General features: G+C 71.1%; 11 protein-coding genes. 4 read left to right on the top strand and 7 right to left on the bottom strand.

The window, feature by feature from the left end; all coding sequences use genetic code 11:
• Nucleotides 1-28: 28 nt before the first annotated feature.
• Nucleotides 29-5722 (bottom strand): ankyrin repeat domain-containing protein, encoded by a 5694-nt coding sequence (locus tag LDO27_RS18640; protein WP_224043344.1) that lies wholly within the window; start codon nt 5720-5722, stop codon nt 29-31.
• 300 nt (nt 5723-6022) lie between these two features.
• Complete coding sequence (locus tag LDO27_RS18635; protein ID WP_222207535.1) at nt 6023-6835, bottom strand: EamA family transporter; 813 nt, start codon at nt 6833-6835, stop codon at nt 6023-6025.
• A 356-nt stretch (nt 6836-7191) separates the two neighbouring features.
• Here LDO27_RS18635 and LDO27_RS18630 point away from each other — a divergent pair, with 356 nt between their 5' ends.
• The gene (locus tag LDO27_RS18630) at nt 7192-7596 is read left to right on the top strand and encodes a hypothetical protein (RefSeq protein WP_224043342.1); all 405 of its coding nucleotides are present in this window, start codon (nt 7192-7194) and stop codon (nt 7594-7596) included.
• 2 nt (nt 7597-7598) lie between these two features.
• Nucleotides 7599-8018, top strand: a complete 420-nt coding sequence (locus LDO27_RS18625) for an organic hydroperoxide resistance protein (RefSeq protein WP_222207343.1) — start codon at nt 7599-7601, stop codon at nt 8016-8018.
• A gap of 44 nt (nt 8019-8062) precedes the next feature.
• Here LDO27_RS18625 and LDO27_RS18620 read toward each other — a convergent pair whose 3' ends face one another.
• The 5 genes from LDO27_RS18620 to LDO27_RS18600 form a co-directional block, all read right to left on the bottom strand.
• Nucleotides 8063-9484, bottom strand: a complete 1422-nt coding sequence (locus tag LDO27_RS18620) for an ABC transporter ATP-binding protein (protein WP_224043340.1) — start codon at nt 9482-9484, stop codon at nt 8063-8065.
• Nucleotides 9481-10290 carry an ABC transporter permease gene (locus tag LDO27_RS18615; RefSeq protein ID WP_224043339.1) on the bottom strand — a complete coding sequence of 270 codons (810 nt, stop codon included), beginning with the start codon at nt 10288-10290 and terminating at the stop codon, nt 9481-9483. Before LDO27_RS18615 ends, LDO27_RS18620 begins: the two co-directional genes overlap by 4 nt.
• Nucleotides 10287-11192, bottom strand: a complete 906-nt coding sequence (locus LDO27_RS18610) for an ABC transporter permease (RefSeq protein ID WP_224043609.1) — start codon at nt 11190-11192, stop codon at nt 10287-10289. Before LDO27_RS18610 ends, LDO27_RS18615 begins: the two co-directional genes overlap by 4 nt.
• A gap of 134 nt (nt 11193-11326) precedes the next feature.
• The gene (locus LDO27_RS18605; protein WP_224043337.1) at nt 11327-12940 is read right to left on the bottom strand and encodes an ABC transporter substrate-binding protein; all 1614 of its coding nucleotides are present in this window, start codon (nt 12938-12940) and stop codon (nt 11327-11329) included.
• A 3-nt stretch (nt 12941-12943) separates the two neighbouring features.
• Nucleotides 12944-15052, bottom strand: a complete 2109-nt coding sequence (locus LDO27_RS18600; protein ID WP_224043335.1) for a TonB-dependent siderophore receptor — start codon at nt 15050-15052, stop codon at nt 12944-12946.
• A 142-nt stretch (nt 15053-15194) separates the two neighbouring features.
• Between LDO27_RS18600 and LDO27_RS18595 the strand changes: the two genes are divergently transcribed.
• Together LDO27_RS18595 and LDO27_RS18590 are read left to right on the top strand one after the other, a co-directional pair.
• Nucleotides 15195-15611 carry a Fur family transcriptional regulator gene (locus LDO27_RS18595; RefSeq protein WP_377747702.1) on the top strand — a complete coding sequence of 139 codons (417 nt, stop codon included), beginning with the start codon at nt 15195-15197 and terminating at the stop codon, nt 15609-15611.
• 166 nt (nt 15612-15777) lie between these two features.
• Complete coding sequence (locus LDO27_RS18590) at nt 15778-17121, top strand: PQQ-dependent sugar dehydrogenase (RefSeq protein WP_222207352.1); 1344 nt, start codon at nt 15778-15780, stop codon at nt 17119-17121.

Genomic DNA, 17121 nt, shown 5'->3' with positions numbered 1-17121 from the left:
TCCGCCGGCGTTGGCCGCCATCGAGCCGTTACTGTAGCAGCCGGACCAGTTCGCTCACGCGCGGCCATATCGCGATCCGGGCGAGCGCATGGGCCGCGGCCCTGACCACGGCGCCCTCCCGGTCTCGTAGCGCGGCCAGCAAAGCCTCGGTGACATATCCCGGCGCGCTCGCGCCGAGCTGCCCCAGGCTCCTGGCTGCCGCGGCGCGTGCCCGGGGCTCGCCGTTTTCCAGGCGCCACACGCTATTGTCGGTACCGCGCCCGACGATGGCATGCAGCGAACGGGAGGACGACGGGTCGTCGCCGGGATCTCCGCGCCCGTTCGCGTTCCCCTCGCCTTCCCCTGCGGCTTCCGGGTCCAGCGCCCACGCCAACGCGAGGCGGGCATCGAGCGTGGCGGCACGGCCGATCGCATCGCCCATCGCCTGCACGACGCCGTTCCGGGTCTGCAGCCACCCGTGCAGGCGCGTACGGGCGGTCCAGCGCGAATGGTTGCCGCGCGCATCGAGCTTGTCGAGCGCGGCCTGGAGCGTCGCTTCCCAACGCGCCATCTGCGCCTCGTTCCATGGGTTCCATGGCCCGGCCGCGATCCACGGAAACCGCTCGCGAAAACCGATATGCGCAAGGGCCACGCAGCCGTCCAGCTGCACCGAACGCATGCCGGCCCATGACAGGGTGATGGATCGCAGCGCGTCTTCGGTCAGCGACTCGCATTCTTTCGCGTCCAGGGCCGCCAGTGCGCGGCTGGCGGTGTGCACCCGGCCGAGCGCGGTGCAGCCGTCGATGGCGAGCGCCGCGAGTTCCGGCGCGTCGATGTGGATGTCGGTCAGGGCGGGGCAATCGCCCACATCGAGCGTGCGCAGTTCGGGAAAGCGCAAGACCCCGATGGAGAGCAGGCCCTTGCGCAATGCCTTCAGTGGCGCCGTATTGGCGCCCTCCGGCGGCTGCATGTTCCGAAGGCGCAGCACGCGCAGGTCGGCGCAGGTCTCGGCCAGTGTCACCACGCTGGCCTGCGTCAGCCGCCAGCAGCCACTCAGGTCGATGCTGCGCAGCGACTTGCCCGCGCCCTGCAGGATGGGTTCGAGCAGCGCATCGTCCAGCACCGCGGCGAATCCCGTCAGCGCCAGTTCCTGGAACGCCACGCCGGCGACCGCGCGCAACATGCGCTCCTGGCGCTGCGCGTCGTACGCGGCCGGATTCTGCAGCAGCGCCGCATGTACCACGCCCAGCGCCTCGGCGCGATGGCGCGTTGGCAGCGCGGAGAACCGCAGGAGGTCTGCGCGCTTGCCGATCAGCATGCCGGCCACGATGTCGTGCACGCGGCGCAGTTCCATGTCCTGCAGCCGCAGCAGTGCCTGCGTGGGGCTGAGCCACTCGCCTCTGGCCATCCTGCGCAGTTCCGTTTCGCGCAGCTTCCCGCCGACGTGGAGGCTGCGGGATACCGCCGCGATTCCCGGCAGTTCCGAGCGGCGCTCGCCGTGCTCGTTCACGTCGTAGCTCGCCCCGGTGACCAGCACGAAGCGCTCGGACGCGGCATCGCGGCGACTGGAATAGACCGGAATCTCGCGGAATGCCCGTTCGTAGTGGCGGGCAAGCGCCGGCTGGACGAGCCGAAGCAGGGTCATGCCGGTAACCGGCATGCCGTCGATGCGGGCAAGCTGGATCACGCCGTGGATGGAGTCGATGCGCTTGACGATCTCCTGCTCCAGACCGTCGGCGATACCCACGGTCAGCAGGCCCGGCGCGGCGCCATTGCGGATGGCGACCGCCATGTCGGCATCCGAGAACAGCTCGCGATAGTGGCGATGCAGCATCTGCGCTTCCACGAGCCAGCTCTGCACGACGCGCATCGGGGCGAGGCGCGAGAAGTCGTCCAGCACGGCGCCATCGAGCGCCTCCTGCATGTCGTCAAGGCAGTAGAGGATGCTCTTGACCTGAACGCGGTTTGCGCCGAAGAACCTGCGCTCCTCCGGCGAGAAGAACGCGCGCTCGTTGTCCACCCGACGCAGATGCAGGCGTTCGTCGGCGCCCCGGTGTACGAAGTAGTCGTCCGCCTTGTCGTCCTCGGGATTGGTCAGCAGCACGCGCAGCAGCGCGCGGGTAAACGATGCGCGGTCCAGCTCGCGCACGATGGCGGGGTGGGTCCGCAGCGTCACGGCGAGGTTGTTCTCGTCGTCTCCGGCGCTCTCCATGATCAGCGCCGGGTGGGATAGGTGAGGCGTCTCGAGCTTGCAGATCATGTTGCAGGGCAAGCCGCTGCCGCCGCTGATCCGGCGATCCAGCGCCTGGACGAGGGTCTCCATCGCTGCGTTTTCCGGGTGGAACTTGAGCCAGTAGGTCAGCTGCCGGCCATCGGCCTCGAACCGGACCGGCAGCAGGGTATGCCGGCCACGCTGCCTGTCGGGCTTGCGGCGCAGCCGGGTGCCAGACTCGAACAGCTGGCTCTGGATGTCGGGCCGCAGCGCATAGCGCCTGACCGGTGCGGGAAGGTGGGGCGGCACGGCGGGATCGCGCAACAGGATCGAAACCTGGTCCCGCGATGGCCGTACCTGCGTCATGGCGTCGAGCCACGTGCCGACGCACTGATGAAACGCGTGCTGCGCTTGCACCGACTTGCTTCGCCACCCGTCGCCGCAGGGCAACTCGCCGAGCGCGGCAACGAGGCCCGCCGCGTCGTCCCTGGACGCCAGCCCCTCGCGCCAGGCGACCCAGGCGGCGCCGTACTGGGATCGCGCCGTGCGCGCCATGGCGCGGCAGTAGTACGCGGTCACCGCGGCCGCGTCCGCCTGCCGGTGGACCAGCGTCGCTACCAGGCTGTCCGCGGCGGCGGGGGTGGCCGCCGGCGCTTCGTGCGACGCGGTGCCCCCAGCGCTGTCCGGCTCCGCTTCGAAGCCCAGCAGGGCGGGGTCGCAATCGTTGAGGCCGTGCAGCAATTGCAGCACGGCGGTCGGCCCCTTCGCCGGATACGCATGAACGGTCAGCCAGTATTCGAACGCGCGCCACAAGGGGCGGACCACGCGCAGCTCGATGTTCCGCAGCGCGGCGCCTTCCTCGGGCGTCAGGTCGCGGTGCGCTAGCTCGTCGCGATGGCAGCCATGGCGAACATGGGCTTGCAGCCGGATGTGCTGGACGGTGGCGAGCGCCCAGCGCCAGTCGGCCACGAACGCCGGTGTGAAACGGCGCGACAGCGCAAGCTGCGCCAGCATCTCGTGCGGCGTGCGCCCGGGCAGGCCATACAGCAACGCCAGGATGGTCAGCCCATGTTGGAGCGGCCCGGCGAACTGCGCCTTCAAGTCCACCGTGTGGACATGCGCCGATGCCGCGGCGCGCAGATGGCTGACGTCGGCAAGCATTTGCCGCAACGCCATGTCCTGGCGGGGAGCGCATGGAAACGGACCGTGCATGTCCCCCGGTATGTCGAGCTGGCGGGACAGGGCGTTCGCGAAGTCGCGCGCGAGGCTTTCGCTGCCATAGGCGAGGCAGGGCGCGAGCAGGGAAAACGCGACGTCCTGGTCGGTGTGCAGCGTGTCGTTGTCGTTGGCCTCGTGACGCTCGCGCATGGCACGCGCCAGCTCGTCGGGCGTCAGCATCCGGTCGTGATGCGCCATCATGGCGGCGGCGCCGTGGTCCAGATGCAACCCCGGCGGTACCGGGACAGGATGATCGGCGCCCGGCGACGATTCGCCGATGGAGAACACCGCCAACTGGAACAGCCGGTGCCAGTTGTGGTACCAGGCGCCGTCCACGGTGGACGGGTCGAACCGGTGTGCGACCACGATGGCGTACTCGAAGTCCGAGTAGGGCCCCATGTCGGTACGGCTCATCGAACCGAGTCCCAGTACCGCGAACGCCACGGGCGCTTCCTTCAGCATCTTGTCCACGCAAGCCTGCGCGATGGTGGCGATGAGCGCGGCCAGGTCCATGGTCAGCCTTTGCTGCAGCGCCTCGATGGGCAGAGTGGCTTGCCACTGGACCAGCGCGGGGGAGTCGGGCGCCAGCGGGGGCAGGGCGCGCAGCTGTTCCGCGAAGCGCTCGCGCAGCGCGGTCAATACCAGGCGGAACGCGCGCCATTCCGCCGGCTGCGGGGAGAACAGGCGTTCGGGCCGGGCGCCGCGCGCGTGGGCGGCATACTGCAATGCCTCGGCGGCCTCCATATGCGCATCGCGCGCAAAGCTGCGGACCTCGTCCGAGCTTCCCGGCTCAGCGACGGCGTTTGCCACGGCGAGACACCACGCGGACCCGCAGGCGGCAATGTCGTGCCATGCTGTTGCCGGGGCCAATGCCAGGATGGCCTCCGCCAGCGCCCGGAACGCGCTGGCCTGGTCCGCCCTCTGCCGGGCGGCCGAGAGCGCGTTCCGGACCTTTTCGTCCAGTGCCGGCGCGGCCATGGGGCGGACCAGTTCGGCGAAAGCCTGCGCCATTGCCGGCACGCCATGTCTCAGCAGTCCATCGTGCGCGCGCGCGATCGCCCGCAACAGTGCGGCGCCGGACTGCATCGCGCCGGTGAGATCGTCGGTGTCGCGCCATTGGGTCTCCATTTTCTTGAACGCCGCCATGAAATCGGTATGCAGGGCCGGGGCCCAAAGCGAGAGGTGGTGCCGAACCGCGGCGAGTTCGATGTCATCGATGGCCTGCTCGGCCCGCGCCATCGCGCCCGCATCTTCGCGGTGCGCGGCAAGCCGGCGGGCGTGGTGGGCGTAGGCCAGTGCTTCCGGCCATTCGCGAGTGCGTCGCCACAGCTCGGCGTACCCCACGTAGAGCCGCCACGCCTGGGGATGGCTGTCGACCTGCTGCGACGCCGCCTTCATGGCGCGCAGCAGATCGCGCAGCGGGACCACGTCATGCTCCGCACACATGGCGAGCAGATCGCACAGCCTGCGCAGCAGCTCCTGCATGACGCCGGCCGCGTCCTGGCGGGCGCCGATCTCCGGAAGGCTCGCCGAAATCTGGGTCAGCGGCGACAGGATTTCCCTGACCCTGCGCCGGGCCGGTTCGCTCTGCGCCTTGGCGATCGCCGCTCGTGCCATGCGCAAGGCAATGAGCCACGGTGGATCGCGGCGCGGGCCGTTGCCGCGCGCTTGCTCCAACGCGGGCGGTGCCGGGCCCTCGTGCAGCAACGCCAGCAGGACGTCTCGTTCGGCGGCGTCGGGGTGGCCGCGCGCGATGTCGCATGGCGTCAGCCCATGGGCATTGGGCCCAGGCAATGCCTGAGGGCCGACGTACCCGTGGACCAGCGTGGCAAGCACGAGCGTATGCGGGCCGGGCAGCACGGAAAGATGCATGGCCGTATTGCCGCTGGCGTCGGCGAGCGTCGGGTCGGCACCGGACTCGAGCAGCAGGCGCGTCAGGGCCGCGTCGCGCGCGAGCGAGACCGCCAGATGCAGCGGTGTCTCCCCCCAGTCGTTGCACGCGCGTGGATCGGCGCCCAGTTCGAGCAGGCGCTGCGCGATGGCGACATGGCAGGCCGGGTCCGGCACGTCGGCGTGCTGCGGTTCCGGCTGCCGCGGCCACGTGGGATGGCCGGTCTCGCCATGCGCGGCCCAGTGAAGCGCGGTGTTGCCGACGGCGTCGCGCATGCCGACGACGGCCGGTTGCTGGCGGGCGAGGCGAAGGGCGTCGTCGTGGCGCGCTTCGCGGATGGCGAGAAGAAATTCGGCGAAGTACGTGGCGGGGTCGACCGTGCCGGGCATGGCATGGATACGCCCCGCAATCGCAGCGAGCATGAAGGTCTCCGTGGAAGTCCGTTCCCTTCCCCGGGGCGCGGGCCGTCGCCGATCTGCGATCGGCATGCCTGCCACGCGCGGAACCGAATTCGAGGGGAAGCCGCGCGAAGTAAAGCGCGTCGCGGCGGGCGGGGCCAGTACGCGCAGGGCGATGGCGAAAGGGAAGACGGCTTTCCTACAGGTGTCTCATGTCCCGCGCGAGTATTCGCGCGCAATTGCGGCGAGATGGCCGCGCACAGAGAGCGCCGGACCGGGGGGCGGCGGCGCTCCGGCAGTCGCCGGTTTTGTCGGTTCCTTTGCTCAGGCGGACGCCGGCGCGCGCCGCGCGGTCACCGTGCAGCCGATGGACGCGACGATGATGCTGCCGATGGCGAGCCATTGCTGGGCGCTCAGTTGCTCGTGCAGCATCACCAGCCCCGCCAGCGCGCCCATGGCCGGCTCCATGCTCAGCAGGATGCCGAACGTTCGCCGGGGCAGGCGCTTGAGCGCGACCATTTCGAGCGAATACGGAATCGCGCTGGAGAGCAGTCCCACGGCGAGGCCCGACAGCAGCAGCGCGGGGCTGAACATGGTGGTTCCGGCCTGGGCCAGCCCGAAGGGAAACACCACCAGCGCGGCCATCGCCAGCCCCAGCGATGTCGCTTGCCCGCCGTGCGCCTTGCCGGCGCGTTGCCCGAAGATGATGTACAAGGCCCAGCCCACGCCCGCCGCGAGGGCGTAGCCGATGCCCACGGGATCCAGGTGCGCCGTCTGTTCGCGGATCGGCAGCAGGAGCAGCAGGCCGGCCACCGCAAAGGCGATCCACACGAAGTCGATGGCACGGCGCGAGGAGGCGATGGCCACCGCCAGCGGGCCGGTGAATTCGATGGCGATGGCCAGCCCCAGCGGAATGGTGCGCAGCGACATGTAGAACATCAGGTTCGTCGCGCCCAGCGCGGCCCCGTACAACGCGATGGCGCGGGCGTTGGCACCGCTCAGCGGCATGCGCCAGGGCCGCCATGCGACCAGCAGGATCAGGGCCGAGAACCCGACCCGCAGCGCGGTGGTGCCCTGCGCGCCGAGTTCGTCGAACAGGCTCTTGGCAAACGAGGTGCCGATGCACAGCGAGGCCATCGAACCGATCAGGGCGAGGACGGCGATCCAGGTGGAGCGCTGGGACGAGGATGGCGAGGACTGCGAGGGCAAGACGGGACTCACGGATGTCGGCGGGGAGCGTCACTGTATAGCGCATTGCCGGCCGTTGCCAGCCCCGGCCCGGGTCGCCACTTTGTATGCCTTTGTATCCGGCGCGCGCGCCGATACGCGGGCTGACAGTTTGGCGCCTGCCTCGCTACGGGCGCGATACATGGGTCGCCTTTAATGCCTGACATGGCGGCGGCGCACTCGGCAACACCGGCGCAGCCCACCGCCTTCCCTACGCCGCATGCGCCGCCGCGCACCGGCACCGACAACCAAACGAGGAAGCCATCATGAAAACCAGCATCGCCAAGCATCTCCTTTCTGCGCTTGCGCTTGCGCTGGCCGCCGCCGCAGGCGCCGCGCAAGCCGCCGTCGACCCGGGCCGCGTGGCCGGCGCTGCGGCCGTCCACGGCGTGGCCGCGAGCCATCTGGGCGAGCGCGACCCGTTCACGGAAGGCGCGCGCAGCGAGCGGGATCCCTTCTCCGAGGGTGCCCGCACCGGCGAACGCGATCCGTTCTCCGAGGGCGCGCGCTCCGGCCAGGCCGATCCCTACACCGATGGCGCACGGATCGTCGCCGGCCTGGACCGCAGCGGCGTGTCGGCCGAGCCGTCCCGCGCCCCGGACCCCTATCTCGACGGCGCCCGCACGATCGATGTCTTCACCGACGGCGCGCTGGTCGCCGCAAGGGGTTGAACATGACGCGCATCGATAACGTCCTCTATACCGGCCGCACCCATACCGCCGGCGCGGGCCGCGACGGCACCGCGCGCAGCGACGACGGCCGCCTCGATATCCAGCTGTCTTCGCCGGGCTCCGCCGGCAAGGGCACCAATCCGGAGCAGCTGCTGGGGGCCGGCTGGTCGGCCTGCTTCCTCGGCGCGATCCGTATCGCCGCCGGCGAACGCAGGGTCGCGGTGCCGCCCGAGGCGGCGGTCGACGCCGAGATCGACCTGGGCACCACCGACGGCGCCTATTTCCTTCAGGCCCGGCTCCACGTCAGCCTGCCGGGCGTCGATCGCGCCGTGGCGCGCGAGCTGGTCGATACCGCGCACCAGATCTGCCCGTACTCGAAGGCGACCCGGGGCAATATCGACGTGGCGATCGAGGTGGTGTGAGGCTTGGCCGGCCCGTCCCGGCGCGCGAGCCGGCGGGCCGGCCGCTACAGCGCGATCACGTCGGTGGCGACGTTCGCGGCGATATCGGCATCGTGGGTGACCAGCAGCAAGGCGCACCGGTTCTCCGCGGTGGCCTCCAGCATCAGGGCCATGGTCTCCTGCTGCGTGACCGGATCGAGCCGCGAGGTCGGTTCGTCGGCGAAGAGGAACGCGGGCCGCAGCAGCAACGCGCGCAACAGGGCGAAGCGTTGCAGCTCGCCGCCGGAGACCGCCGAAGGCAGCCGCGCCAACAGCGCGGGTGCCAGTCTGAGCCGGGGTAGCAGCGCGTCCATGCGGGCGCGGTCGATGCCGTGCAGGCGCATGACATCGGCCAGCGATCGGCCCAGCGTCACCCGCGGCGCGAAAGCCGCCGCGGGGTCCTGATAGAGCTTCTGGTAGCGCACGGCGGCGATGCCGGGCGCACGCCGCACCGCGCCGCTGTCGGGCGCGGCCAGACCGAGCAGGATATTGCCCAGTGTGGATTTGCCGGTCCCGCTGGGGCCGCTGACGGCGACGCGAGCGCCCGCGCGCAGGCTCAGGTCCAGCCCCTGGAACAGGGTACGCGCGCCAAAGCGCTTGCCCACACCGCTCGCCTCCAGCACGATCTCGCCGGTTTGCGGATGCGCCTGCGCGGGCCATCGGCATGGCTGCGCGTCGATCAGCGCGCGGGTATAGGCATGGCGCGGTCGGTCCAGTACCGTGGCCGCGTCGCCGTGTTCGACGATCGCGCCTTCGAGCATCACGGCGATCTCGCCCCCCAGCGCCCGCGCCACCGCCAGATCGTGGGTAATGGTCAGCACCGCGCAGCCTTGCGCCAGCGCCTCCCGCAGCCTTGCCACGATATCGTCGCGCCATGCCGCATCCAGGCCCTTGGTGGGCTCGTCGACGATCAGCAGCGGCGCGTTGCCCGCGCGCGTCATGGTGAAGGCCGCGCGTTGCGCCATGCCGCCCGACAGCGTGAAAGGCCAGGCCCGCGCCGCCTGGTCCAGACCGATGGCAGCGAGCTCATGCCGCGTGCGCTCCCGCGCCTCGCCGCGCGATGCGCCGCCCACCAGCCGGTACGTCTCGGCCAGCTGCGCGCCGACGCGCATGGTCGGATCGAGCGCGAACCACGGCTCCTGCGGCAGCAAGGCGAGCCCGCGGCCCCACAGCGGGCGGCGCGCGTCGCGGTCGCCCGCGTCGCAGTGCAGCCCCTGGATGTCCAGGCGCCCGCTGGCGTGCAGGCCGGCAGGCAGACTTCCCATCAGGGCATGGGCGAGCAGGCTCTTGCCCGAACCGCTTTCGCCCAGCAGCGTGAGCGCACGCCCCGCGTGCAGTTCGAGCGAGATGCCGGCGAGCAGTGTCCCTTCCGGTCCCGCCACGCGCAAATCGTCCACGGCCAGCAATCTGTGCGTCGACGCCGACGCGGGCGCTGTCATCGTGTTCATGCCGCCTCCGTGCGCCGCGAGCCCGCGAGCAGGGCCAGCGCCAGGATGGCGGTCCCCAGCACCGCGATGGGCGCGGCCAGCAGCCATGGCGCCTCGGCGGCGTAGGGCAGCAGTTCGGTCATCATCAGTCCCAGCTCCGCGGCCGGCGGCTGCGCGCCCAGGCCGATAAAGCCCATGGCGGCCAGCGCCAGCACGCAGCTGCCCGCGCCGAAGCTCATCAGCGTGCCGAGCATCGGGGCAAGCTCCGGCAGCAGGTGGCGGCGGATCAGATGGACGGGCCCGAAGCCGAGCAGCCGCGCCGCCTCGACGTGCGGGCTGGCGAGGATCAGCCGGGCGCGGGCGCGCGTGACGCGGAAGTACTCGACCCACAGCACCAGCGACAGGCCGACGTAGAGCGGCCACATCGCCCCGGGCGCGAACGCCGCGAGCAGCAATACCAGCAGCAGGCCAGGCAGCGCCACCGCGCCATCGGCCAGCACCGACAGCAGCCGCTCGGTCCAGCCGCCGCGCCATGCCGCGGCGATCCCCAGCAGCGTGCCAGGAATGGCGGCGCTGAGGACGCTCGCGACGGCGAGCGCCAGCGACAGCCGGGTCGCGTGCGCGAGCCGCGCCAGCATGCTCCGTCCCAGGTGGTCGGTGCCCAGCGGCTCGGCCAGGTCCGGCGCCCGCAGCACGCCGTAGAGGTCCTGGACATGCGGCGCGCGCGAGGCGAGCCACGGGCCGGCGATGGCGAACAAGGCGAGCGCGATCAGCAGCGCGAGTCCGGCGCGCCGGCGCGCCGGGGCGAGCAGGGTCGGCGCGTTCATCGCCATGCTCCCGGGCGTCCGCGCGGATCGATCCATGCGCAGGCCAGATCCACCACGGCATGGAGCGCGACGAACAGCAGGCCCAGCACCAGCGCGGCGCCCTGGATCATCGGCACGTCGCGCCCGAAGATCGCATGCACCAGCGCGTGGCCGAGCCCCGGCCAGGCGAACAGCGTCTCGACCACCACCACGCCCTCGACCAGATAGACCAGCTGCACGCCGAGATAGGCCACCAGCGGCACGCCGGCATTGCGCACGCCGTGGCGCGCCAGCGCGGCGGCATCGGTCAGGCCCTTGGTGCGGGCGAACAGGAAATACGGCGAGGCCGCCACGTCGGCCATGGCGTCGCGCGCCACCCGCAGCGTGGTCGCGGCCAGCCCCAGCGCCAGCGTCAGCGCCGGTGCGATCAGCGTGCCGTGCTCGCCGTGGCCGCCCGCGGGCAGCAGGTTCAGTTGCACGGACAGCAGCACCACGATCAGGATGCCGAGCACGAAGGGCGGCAGCGCCCGCAGCAGCACCGACAGCGCCAGCGAGGCGCGGTCCAGCGTGCCGCCCGCGCGCATGCCCGCGGCCAGACCCAGCGGCACGGCGAACAGGCTGCCAAGGCCCACGGCGGCGAGCGCCAGTGTCATGGTGTGGGTCAGCTGATGGGCCAGCTCCTGCGCCACCGGCGCACCGGTCACGGTGGACGTGCCCAGGTCCAGGCGCAGCAAGCCCTGCCACCATTGCAGCAGGCCGTGCAGCCACGGTCCGGCCAGTTTCAGTTCGGCACGCACCGCGTCGGCGGCATGGGCGGTGACCATGTCGTAGCCGTAGCGGCCCGCGGCGATGCGGAAGGCCATGTCGCCCGGCAGCATGCGCATCATCAGAAAGCTCAGCGTGCCGACCAGCAGCGCGACCATCACGGCCTGCCCGCCGCGACGCAGCAGCAGCGTGGCGGCAAGGCGGCCCCGCCGGGGGCGGTACGGGGCGGCGAGGGCGTCGGCGCCCGGCGTCGCGGTGCCCGCGTCGGGGCCCAGGGGGAGGGAGTCTTGCATCATGCGAGCCGTTGCAGTTCGGTCAGCCGGTAGGAGCGCTCGAACGGGTCGATGGACACGCCGGCCAGCGCCGGGCTGGCGGCGAGCGACTGCCGGTACCAGACCACGGGGATCAGCGGCAGCGCCTGTTGCAGAGTGGTGGCGACCTGGCTGCGCAGCGCCGCGGCGCGCGCCGGGTCCATCGTGCCGGGCAGCGCGGCCAGCGCCGCGCTGACGCGCGCGTCCGACCAGTTCATCGCGCCCCAGTCGCCGCCGCGTCCGGCGAAGTCCTGAGCCAGCGTGCCCAGCGCGTCGGGCACCACGCCATAGCTGCGCGCCATCAGGCCGACTTCCAGCGTGCCGTCGCGGTGCGCGAAGGGGATATCGCTCGAATTGCCGATGGCCACCCGCACCCGCACGCCGATCAGGCGCCATTGCTCCTGGATCGCCGTGGCGATCACCGGCAGTTCGGGGCGATCGGGGAAGGTGCGCAGCGTGATGGCGAAAGGCTGGCCGTCGCGGCTGAGCATGCCGTCCGCGCCGGCCCGCCAGCCCAGCTGCGCGAGCAGCGCGCTGGCGCGCGCCACGTCGTGCGCCAGCGGCGGCAGCGTCGGCACGTGCCAGCCGTCGAGAATGTCGGGGAACAGCTGCGTGGCCGCAAGACCGGGGTCGCGCAGGATGGCGCCGGCGATGCCGCGCCGGTCCAGCGCCAGCGACAGTGCCTGCCGGGCGCGCGGGTCGGCCAGCAGCGGATGGCCCGCGTTGACCTTCAGCAGCGTGGTGCGCGGGATGGTGACCTCGTGCAGGCGCACCGCGGGATGGCGGCGCAGGCGGGCGATGCTGCCCGGGTCGAGCCCGTAGGCGAGATCGGCCTGGCCGGATTCCGCCATCAGCGCCCGCATCTCGGCGCGGCCGACCGACAGGTAGCCGGCGCGGCGCACGGCCGGCATGGCGCCGCGCCACTGCTCGAACGCCACGATGCCGAAGCGCTGCGGCGGCTCGAGCAGGTCGATGCGGTAGGGGCCGGAGCCGATCACCGCGCGCACCTCGCCGCCGGGACCGAACGAGGCGGGAGCGAGCACCTGCGTGCTGCTATGGGACAGCAGGGCGGGCAACGGTGCATGAGGCCGCGACAGGCGCACGGTTAGCGCGGCGAGATCGCTGCGGTGGGCTTCGATGGCGACGATGGGCGCGTGGCGCAGCACGCCGGCGGCGTGGCGCGCCCGCTGCAGCGACGCGACCACGTGCCCGGCCGTCACCGGCGTGCCATCGTGAAAGCGCGCGCCCGGCTGCAGCGCGAATCGCCATTGCAGCCCATCGGCCGATACCTGCCAGCCAGCGGCGAGGCCCGGCGCCGGCCTGCCGGCCGCATCGTAGTCGACCAGCGTCTCGGTGACCTGCATGCGCGAGAACAGGTAGCCGCTGCGCAGCGGATCGAGGCTGGACAGCTCCCACGGGCCCACCACGCGCAGCGCGTCGCGCGCCGGGGTGGCGGCGCGGTGCGCTGCCACGCCTGCGGGCCATGGCGCGAGCGCGGCGATGCCAGCCTTGAGCGCCAGACGGCGGTGCGGCGCGGCCGGGCCGGCGGAGACCGGCGCGCCGCGCTCCGGTGGCATCGGGTCGATACGGGACATCGTTCAGTAGCGCAGCTGCACGCCCAGCCGCGCGGTGCGCCCGGTGCCCGGGGCGATCCACACCGGGCTGTACGAGCTCGCGTAGTAGGTTCTGTCGAACAGGTTGGCGACGTTGAACGTCAGCCGCACCTGCTTGCTGTATTGCCAGTAGGCCAGCACGTCGACCAGCGTGTACGAAGGCAGCGAGAAGCTGTCCTGCGCATCGCCGGAGCGGCGGCCCACGTACCGCAGGCCGCCGCCCACGCCATAGCGCTGGCCGATGGGCGCGGCATCCTCGTAGACCGCCAGCACGCTGCCGCTGGTGCGCGGGATATTGGTCAGCGGTGTGCCCGTGGCGAGCCGATTGTCCTCGGTCACTTCCGCATCGGTCAATGCGAAGTTCATCGAGACGCGCCAGTGCTGGCCGAGCTTGCCGGCCATGTCCAGCTCCAGGCCGCGGCTGCGTGCCTCGCCGGCGGCGACGAAGAACGTGGGATCGGCGGGGTCCGCCGTCAGCACGTTGCGCTTGCGGATGTGGAAGGCGGCCAGCGTCGCGCCGAAGCGGCGGTCGTCGCTGTCGTACTTGACGCCGGCCTCGATGGCCCGGCCGCGCTCGGGATCGAAGGCGCCGCCAGCGGCATCGATGCCGGCATTGGGACGGAACGAGCGGCTGGTGTTGGCGAACAGCGAGACGTTCCGGCTGGCCAGATAGGTCACGCCGAAGCGCGGCGACACGGCGTTGTGGCGCTGGTCGGTGCGCGTGCCGCGCAGATGGTCCTGCAGCGACTGGTCGAACGCGTCGAAGCGGGCGCCGGCCAGCACGCGCCAGCGCTCGCCCAGGCTGATCTGGTCCTGCGCATAGAGGCCGATATTGGTCTGGCGCTCGTCGGTGTCGGCGAAGCGGGCCATCGACGGCGCCGGCTGACCGTACACCGGCTGATGGATGTCGATCGCGTAGGGGGCCGCGGCGGTTGGGTTGCGCCGCAATTGAAGCTGCGAGTTGTCGAAGCGATAGGTGTCCACGCCGACCACGACCTCGTGGCGCACGGCGCCGGTGGCGAACTTGCCGGTGATATCGGCCTGCAGCGACAGGTCCTCGGTATGGAAGTCGCGATAGCGGCGCTGGCGCAGCAGCGTGCGGTCGTCGGCGGCGAGCGAGCTGGCCTCGGAGGCATGGCCGCCGAGCTCGCCGCGGCGATACGACACGCCGATGCGGCCCTTCCACTGTTCGGAGAACTGGTGCTCGACGCCGAGCTGGTGCGATTGGCTGTCCAGGCGGATATCGCCGTCGCCCGGCTCGCCCAGGAAGCGCGAGCGCGGGATGGCGCCAAGGCGGCCGTCGACCGCCACCACGCCGCGATCCATCGGTACGGTGTAGCGCTGCAGTTCGCTCGCGTACTGCACGATGGTGTCGTTGCCGAGCAGCCAGGTCAGCGACGGGGCGATCAGGTAGCGCTGGCTGTTGACGAAGTCGCGCGTGCTGCCTTCATGGTCCGCCACGGCGATCAGTCGCCCTGCAACCGACTCGCCGAGCGGGCCGGTCACGTCTGCCGCGACGCGGTAGCGGTCGCGGTTGCCGACTTCGAAGTCGTAGGCTTGCGCGGGTTTGAACTGCGGCTGGCGGGTGACGATGTTGATGGCGCCACCGGGATCGCCGCTGCCATACAGCGAGGACGTCGGGCCCTTCAGGACCTCGACGCGTTCGATGGTGGCCGCGTCCCGCGGCGCGGTGAAACCGCGGTTGGCGACGAAGCCATTGACCAGGTACGCCGAGCCGGTGTTTTCGCTGCCCGCGAAGCCGCGGATGGCGAAGTTGTCCCACAGGCCGCCGTAGTTGTTCTGGCGCGCGACACCGCTCGCATAGTCGAAGCTCTGGTCGAAGCGCGTGGCGCCGATATCGTCCAGCAGCGCGCGGGGCAGCACGCGCACCGATTGCGGGACCTCGCGCAGCGGGGTATCGGTACGGGTGGCGCCGCTCGCCTCCTGCGGGTTGTAAGATGCGGTCGCGGCGCCGACCACGGAGACCGAAGGCAACACGACGTCGCCGGCATTCCCGGCCTCGGCGGCGTCGGCCAACGTGGCGATCGAGAGCAAAACGGTGGCGAACGGCGTCAGCGATGGCGCACGCGGCATGGAATAATCCCCGAGAAGTGGCAAGACCCCATGCGCACGTTGCACGCATCGGCGGCCGTCATGTCCCCCGTTTCGGCGGAAGGAGACGGCACGTCGTCTCTAATGAAAATCGATTTGCAATAAGATTCTAATGATGGAACGCATGACCCGTCAACGGGAGGCCGTCTTCAATGCCCTGCACGAGGCCGGCCGGCCCCTGAGCCCTGGCGAGATCCTGGCGGTGGCGCAACGCGCCGTGCCCTCGCTGGTGCTCTCGACGGTGTACCGGAATATCCGCGCGCTGGTCGAGGACGGCGGCGTGAGCGCGGTCGTGCTGCCCGGCCAGCCGGATCGCTATGCGCTCGCCGCGGCCCCCGATGCGGTGACCCACCGCCACTACTTCCAGTGCCGCAGCTGCGACCGCGTCTTTCCGCTGGAAGGCTGTCCCGGCCATCTCGACGAGATCACGCCCGCCGGCTTCGAGGTCGAGCATCACGAGATCACCCTGCTGGGGCGCTGCGCCGACTGCGTGCGGGCCGCCAAGGGCCGCACGGCACGCCGCCGCGCAGCGGGCGGCTGAACCGCGCTGCCGAGCCGGCGCCCGTCCCAAACGGCGCGAAATTTGCTTCACGAAGCACATCGGTGCTTCAATCTGCTGCGGCCCCGCCCGCCGGCGCGGTAGCGGCGGATGACGGCCCGCGCCCGCCCGTCCCGTTTTTGCACGCCTTGCAGACTGGAACTTCACCATGAGAAAGATCGGCTTGCTGCTCGCCCTCGCGATCGTCGCCACCGCGGTGGGCGGATGCATCTACCTTGGCATCGGCGATCGCGCGAAGCTGGATGTGGCGCAGGGCTACGGCCCATCGCCGACGCTGCCGGAGCCCAACAAGACGCTGGTGCCCACCGTCAATATCGCGCCCGCGGTGGGATGGAGCGAGGGTGGCAAGCCGGTGGCGGCGCCGGGCACCGAGGTCAACGCCTTTGCCGCCGACCTGGATCATCCGCGCTGGCTGTACGTGCTGCCCAACGGCGACGTGCTGGTGGCCGAGTCGAACAAGCCGCAGCCCAAGGAGCCGCCCAAGGGCATCAAGGCATGGGTGATGAAGAAGGTCATGGAGCGCGCGGGCGCCGGCGTGCCCAGCGCCGACCGCATCACGCTGCTGCGCGATACCGACCGCGACGGCGTGGCCGATACCCGCTCGGTGTTCCTGAAGGACCTGCATTCGCCGTTCGGCATGGTGCTGGTGGGCAACGATTTCTACGTGGCCAATGCCGACGCGCTGGTCCGCTTCCCCTATCGGGAAGGCGCCACGTCGATCAGCGAGCCGGGCGTCAAGGTCGCGGACCTGCCTGCCGGCATCAACCATCACTGGACCAAGAACGTGATCGCCAGCCGCGACGGCGGCAAGCTCTATATCACCGTCGGCTCGAACAGCAATGTCGCGGAAAAGGGCATGGAGATCGAAGAGGGCCGCGCCGCCATCTGGGAACTGGACCGCGCCACGGGCAACATGCGGCTGTTCGCCACCGGCCTGCGCAATCCGAACGGCCTGGCCTGGGAGCCGACCACGGGCGCGCTGTGGACCGCGGTCAACGAACGCGACGAGATCGGCAGCGATCTGGTGCCGGACTACATCACCTCGGTGCGCGACGGGGGCTTCTACGGCTGGCCCTACAGCTACTTTGGCCAGCACGTGGATGTCCGCGTCAAGCCGCCGCGCCCCGACCTCGTGGCCAAGGCGCTGGTGCCCGACTACGCGCTCGGCGCGCACACCGCGTCGATGAGCATTGCGTTCGCCGAAGGCATCAACCTGCCCGAACCGTTCCGCGAGGGCGCCTTCGTCGGCCAGCATGGCTCGTGGAACCGCGAGCCCAAGAGCGGCTACAAGGTCGTGTTCGTGCCGTTCCGGGAGGGACGGCCGAGCGGGCAGCCGGTGGACGTGCTGACCGGCTTCCTCGACGCCAAGGAACAGGCGCTGGGCCGGCCGGTGGCGGTGACCGGCGACGGCCGCGGCGCGCTGCTGGTGTCGGACGACGTGGGCAACGTGGTCTGGCGGGTGTCCGCCGCCGCGCCGGCGGGGGGCAAATGA

This window comes from Cupriavidus respiraculi (assembly GCF_914271545.1).
GTDB lineage: Bacteria > Pseudomonadota > Gammaproteobacteria > Burkholderiales > Burkholderiaceae > Cupriavidus > Cupriavidus respiraculi.
This window is presented reverse-complemented; position numbering and strand designations above follow the sequence as displayed.

Bases quoted from the DNA above. Each gene is read 5' to 3' on its own strand.
- LDO27_RS18625 (WP_222207343.1), top strand. From the start codon at position 7,599: ATGACGCGCATCGATAACGTCCTCTATACCGGCCGCACCCATACCGCC.
- LDO27_RS18630 (WP_224043342.1), top strand. From the start codon at position 7,192: ATGAAAACCAGCATCGCCAAGCATCTCCTTTCTGCGCTTGCGCTTGCG.
- LDO27_RS18620 (WP_224043340.1), bottom strand. From the start codon at position 9,484: ATGAACACGATGACAGCGCCCGCGTCGGCGTCGACGCACAGATTGCTG.
- LDO27_RS18635 (WP_222207535.1), bottom strand. From the start codon at position 6,835: ATGGCCTCGCTGTGCATCGGCACCTCGTTTGCCAAGAGCCTGTTCGAC.
- LDO27_RS18605 (WP_224043337.1), bottom strand. From the start codon at position 12,940: ATGTCCCGTATCGACCCGATGCCACCGGAGCGCGGCGCGCCGGTCTCC.
- LDO27_RS18610 (WP_224043609.1), bottom strand. From the start codon at position 11,192: ATGGTCGCGCTGCTGGTCGGCACGCTGAGCTTTCTGATGATGCGCATG.
- LDO27_RS18595 (WP_377747702.1), top strand. From the start codon at position 15,195: ATGACCCGTCAACGGGAGGCCGTCTTCAATGCCCTGCACGAGGCCGGC.
- LDO27_RS18615 (WP_224043339.1), bottom strand. From the start codon at position 10,290: ATGAACGCGCCGACCCTGCTCGCCCCGGCGCGCCGGCGCGCCGGACTC.
- LDO27_RS18590 (WP_222207352.1), top strand. From the start codon at position 15,778: ATGAGAAAGATCGGCTTGCTGCTCGCCCTCGCGATCGTCGCCACCGCG.
- LDO27_RS18600 (WP_224043335.1), bottom strand. From the start codon at position 15,052: ATGCCGCGTGCGCCATCGCTGACGCCGTTCGCCACCGTTTTGCTCTCG.
- LDO27_RS18640 (WP_224043344.1), bottom strand. From the start codon at position 5,722: ATGCTCGCTGCGATTGCGGGGCGTATCCATGCCATGCCCGGCACGGTC.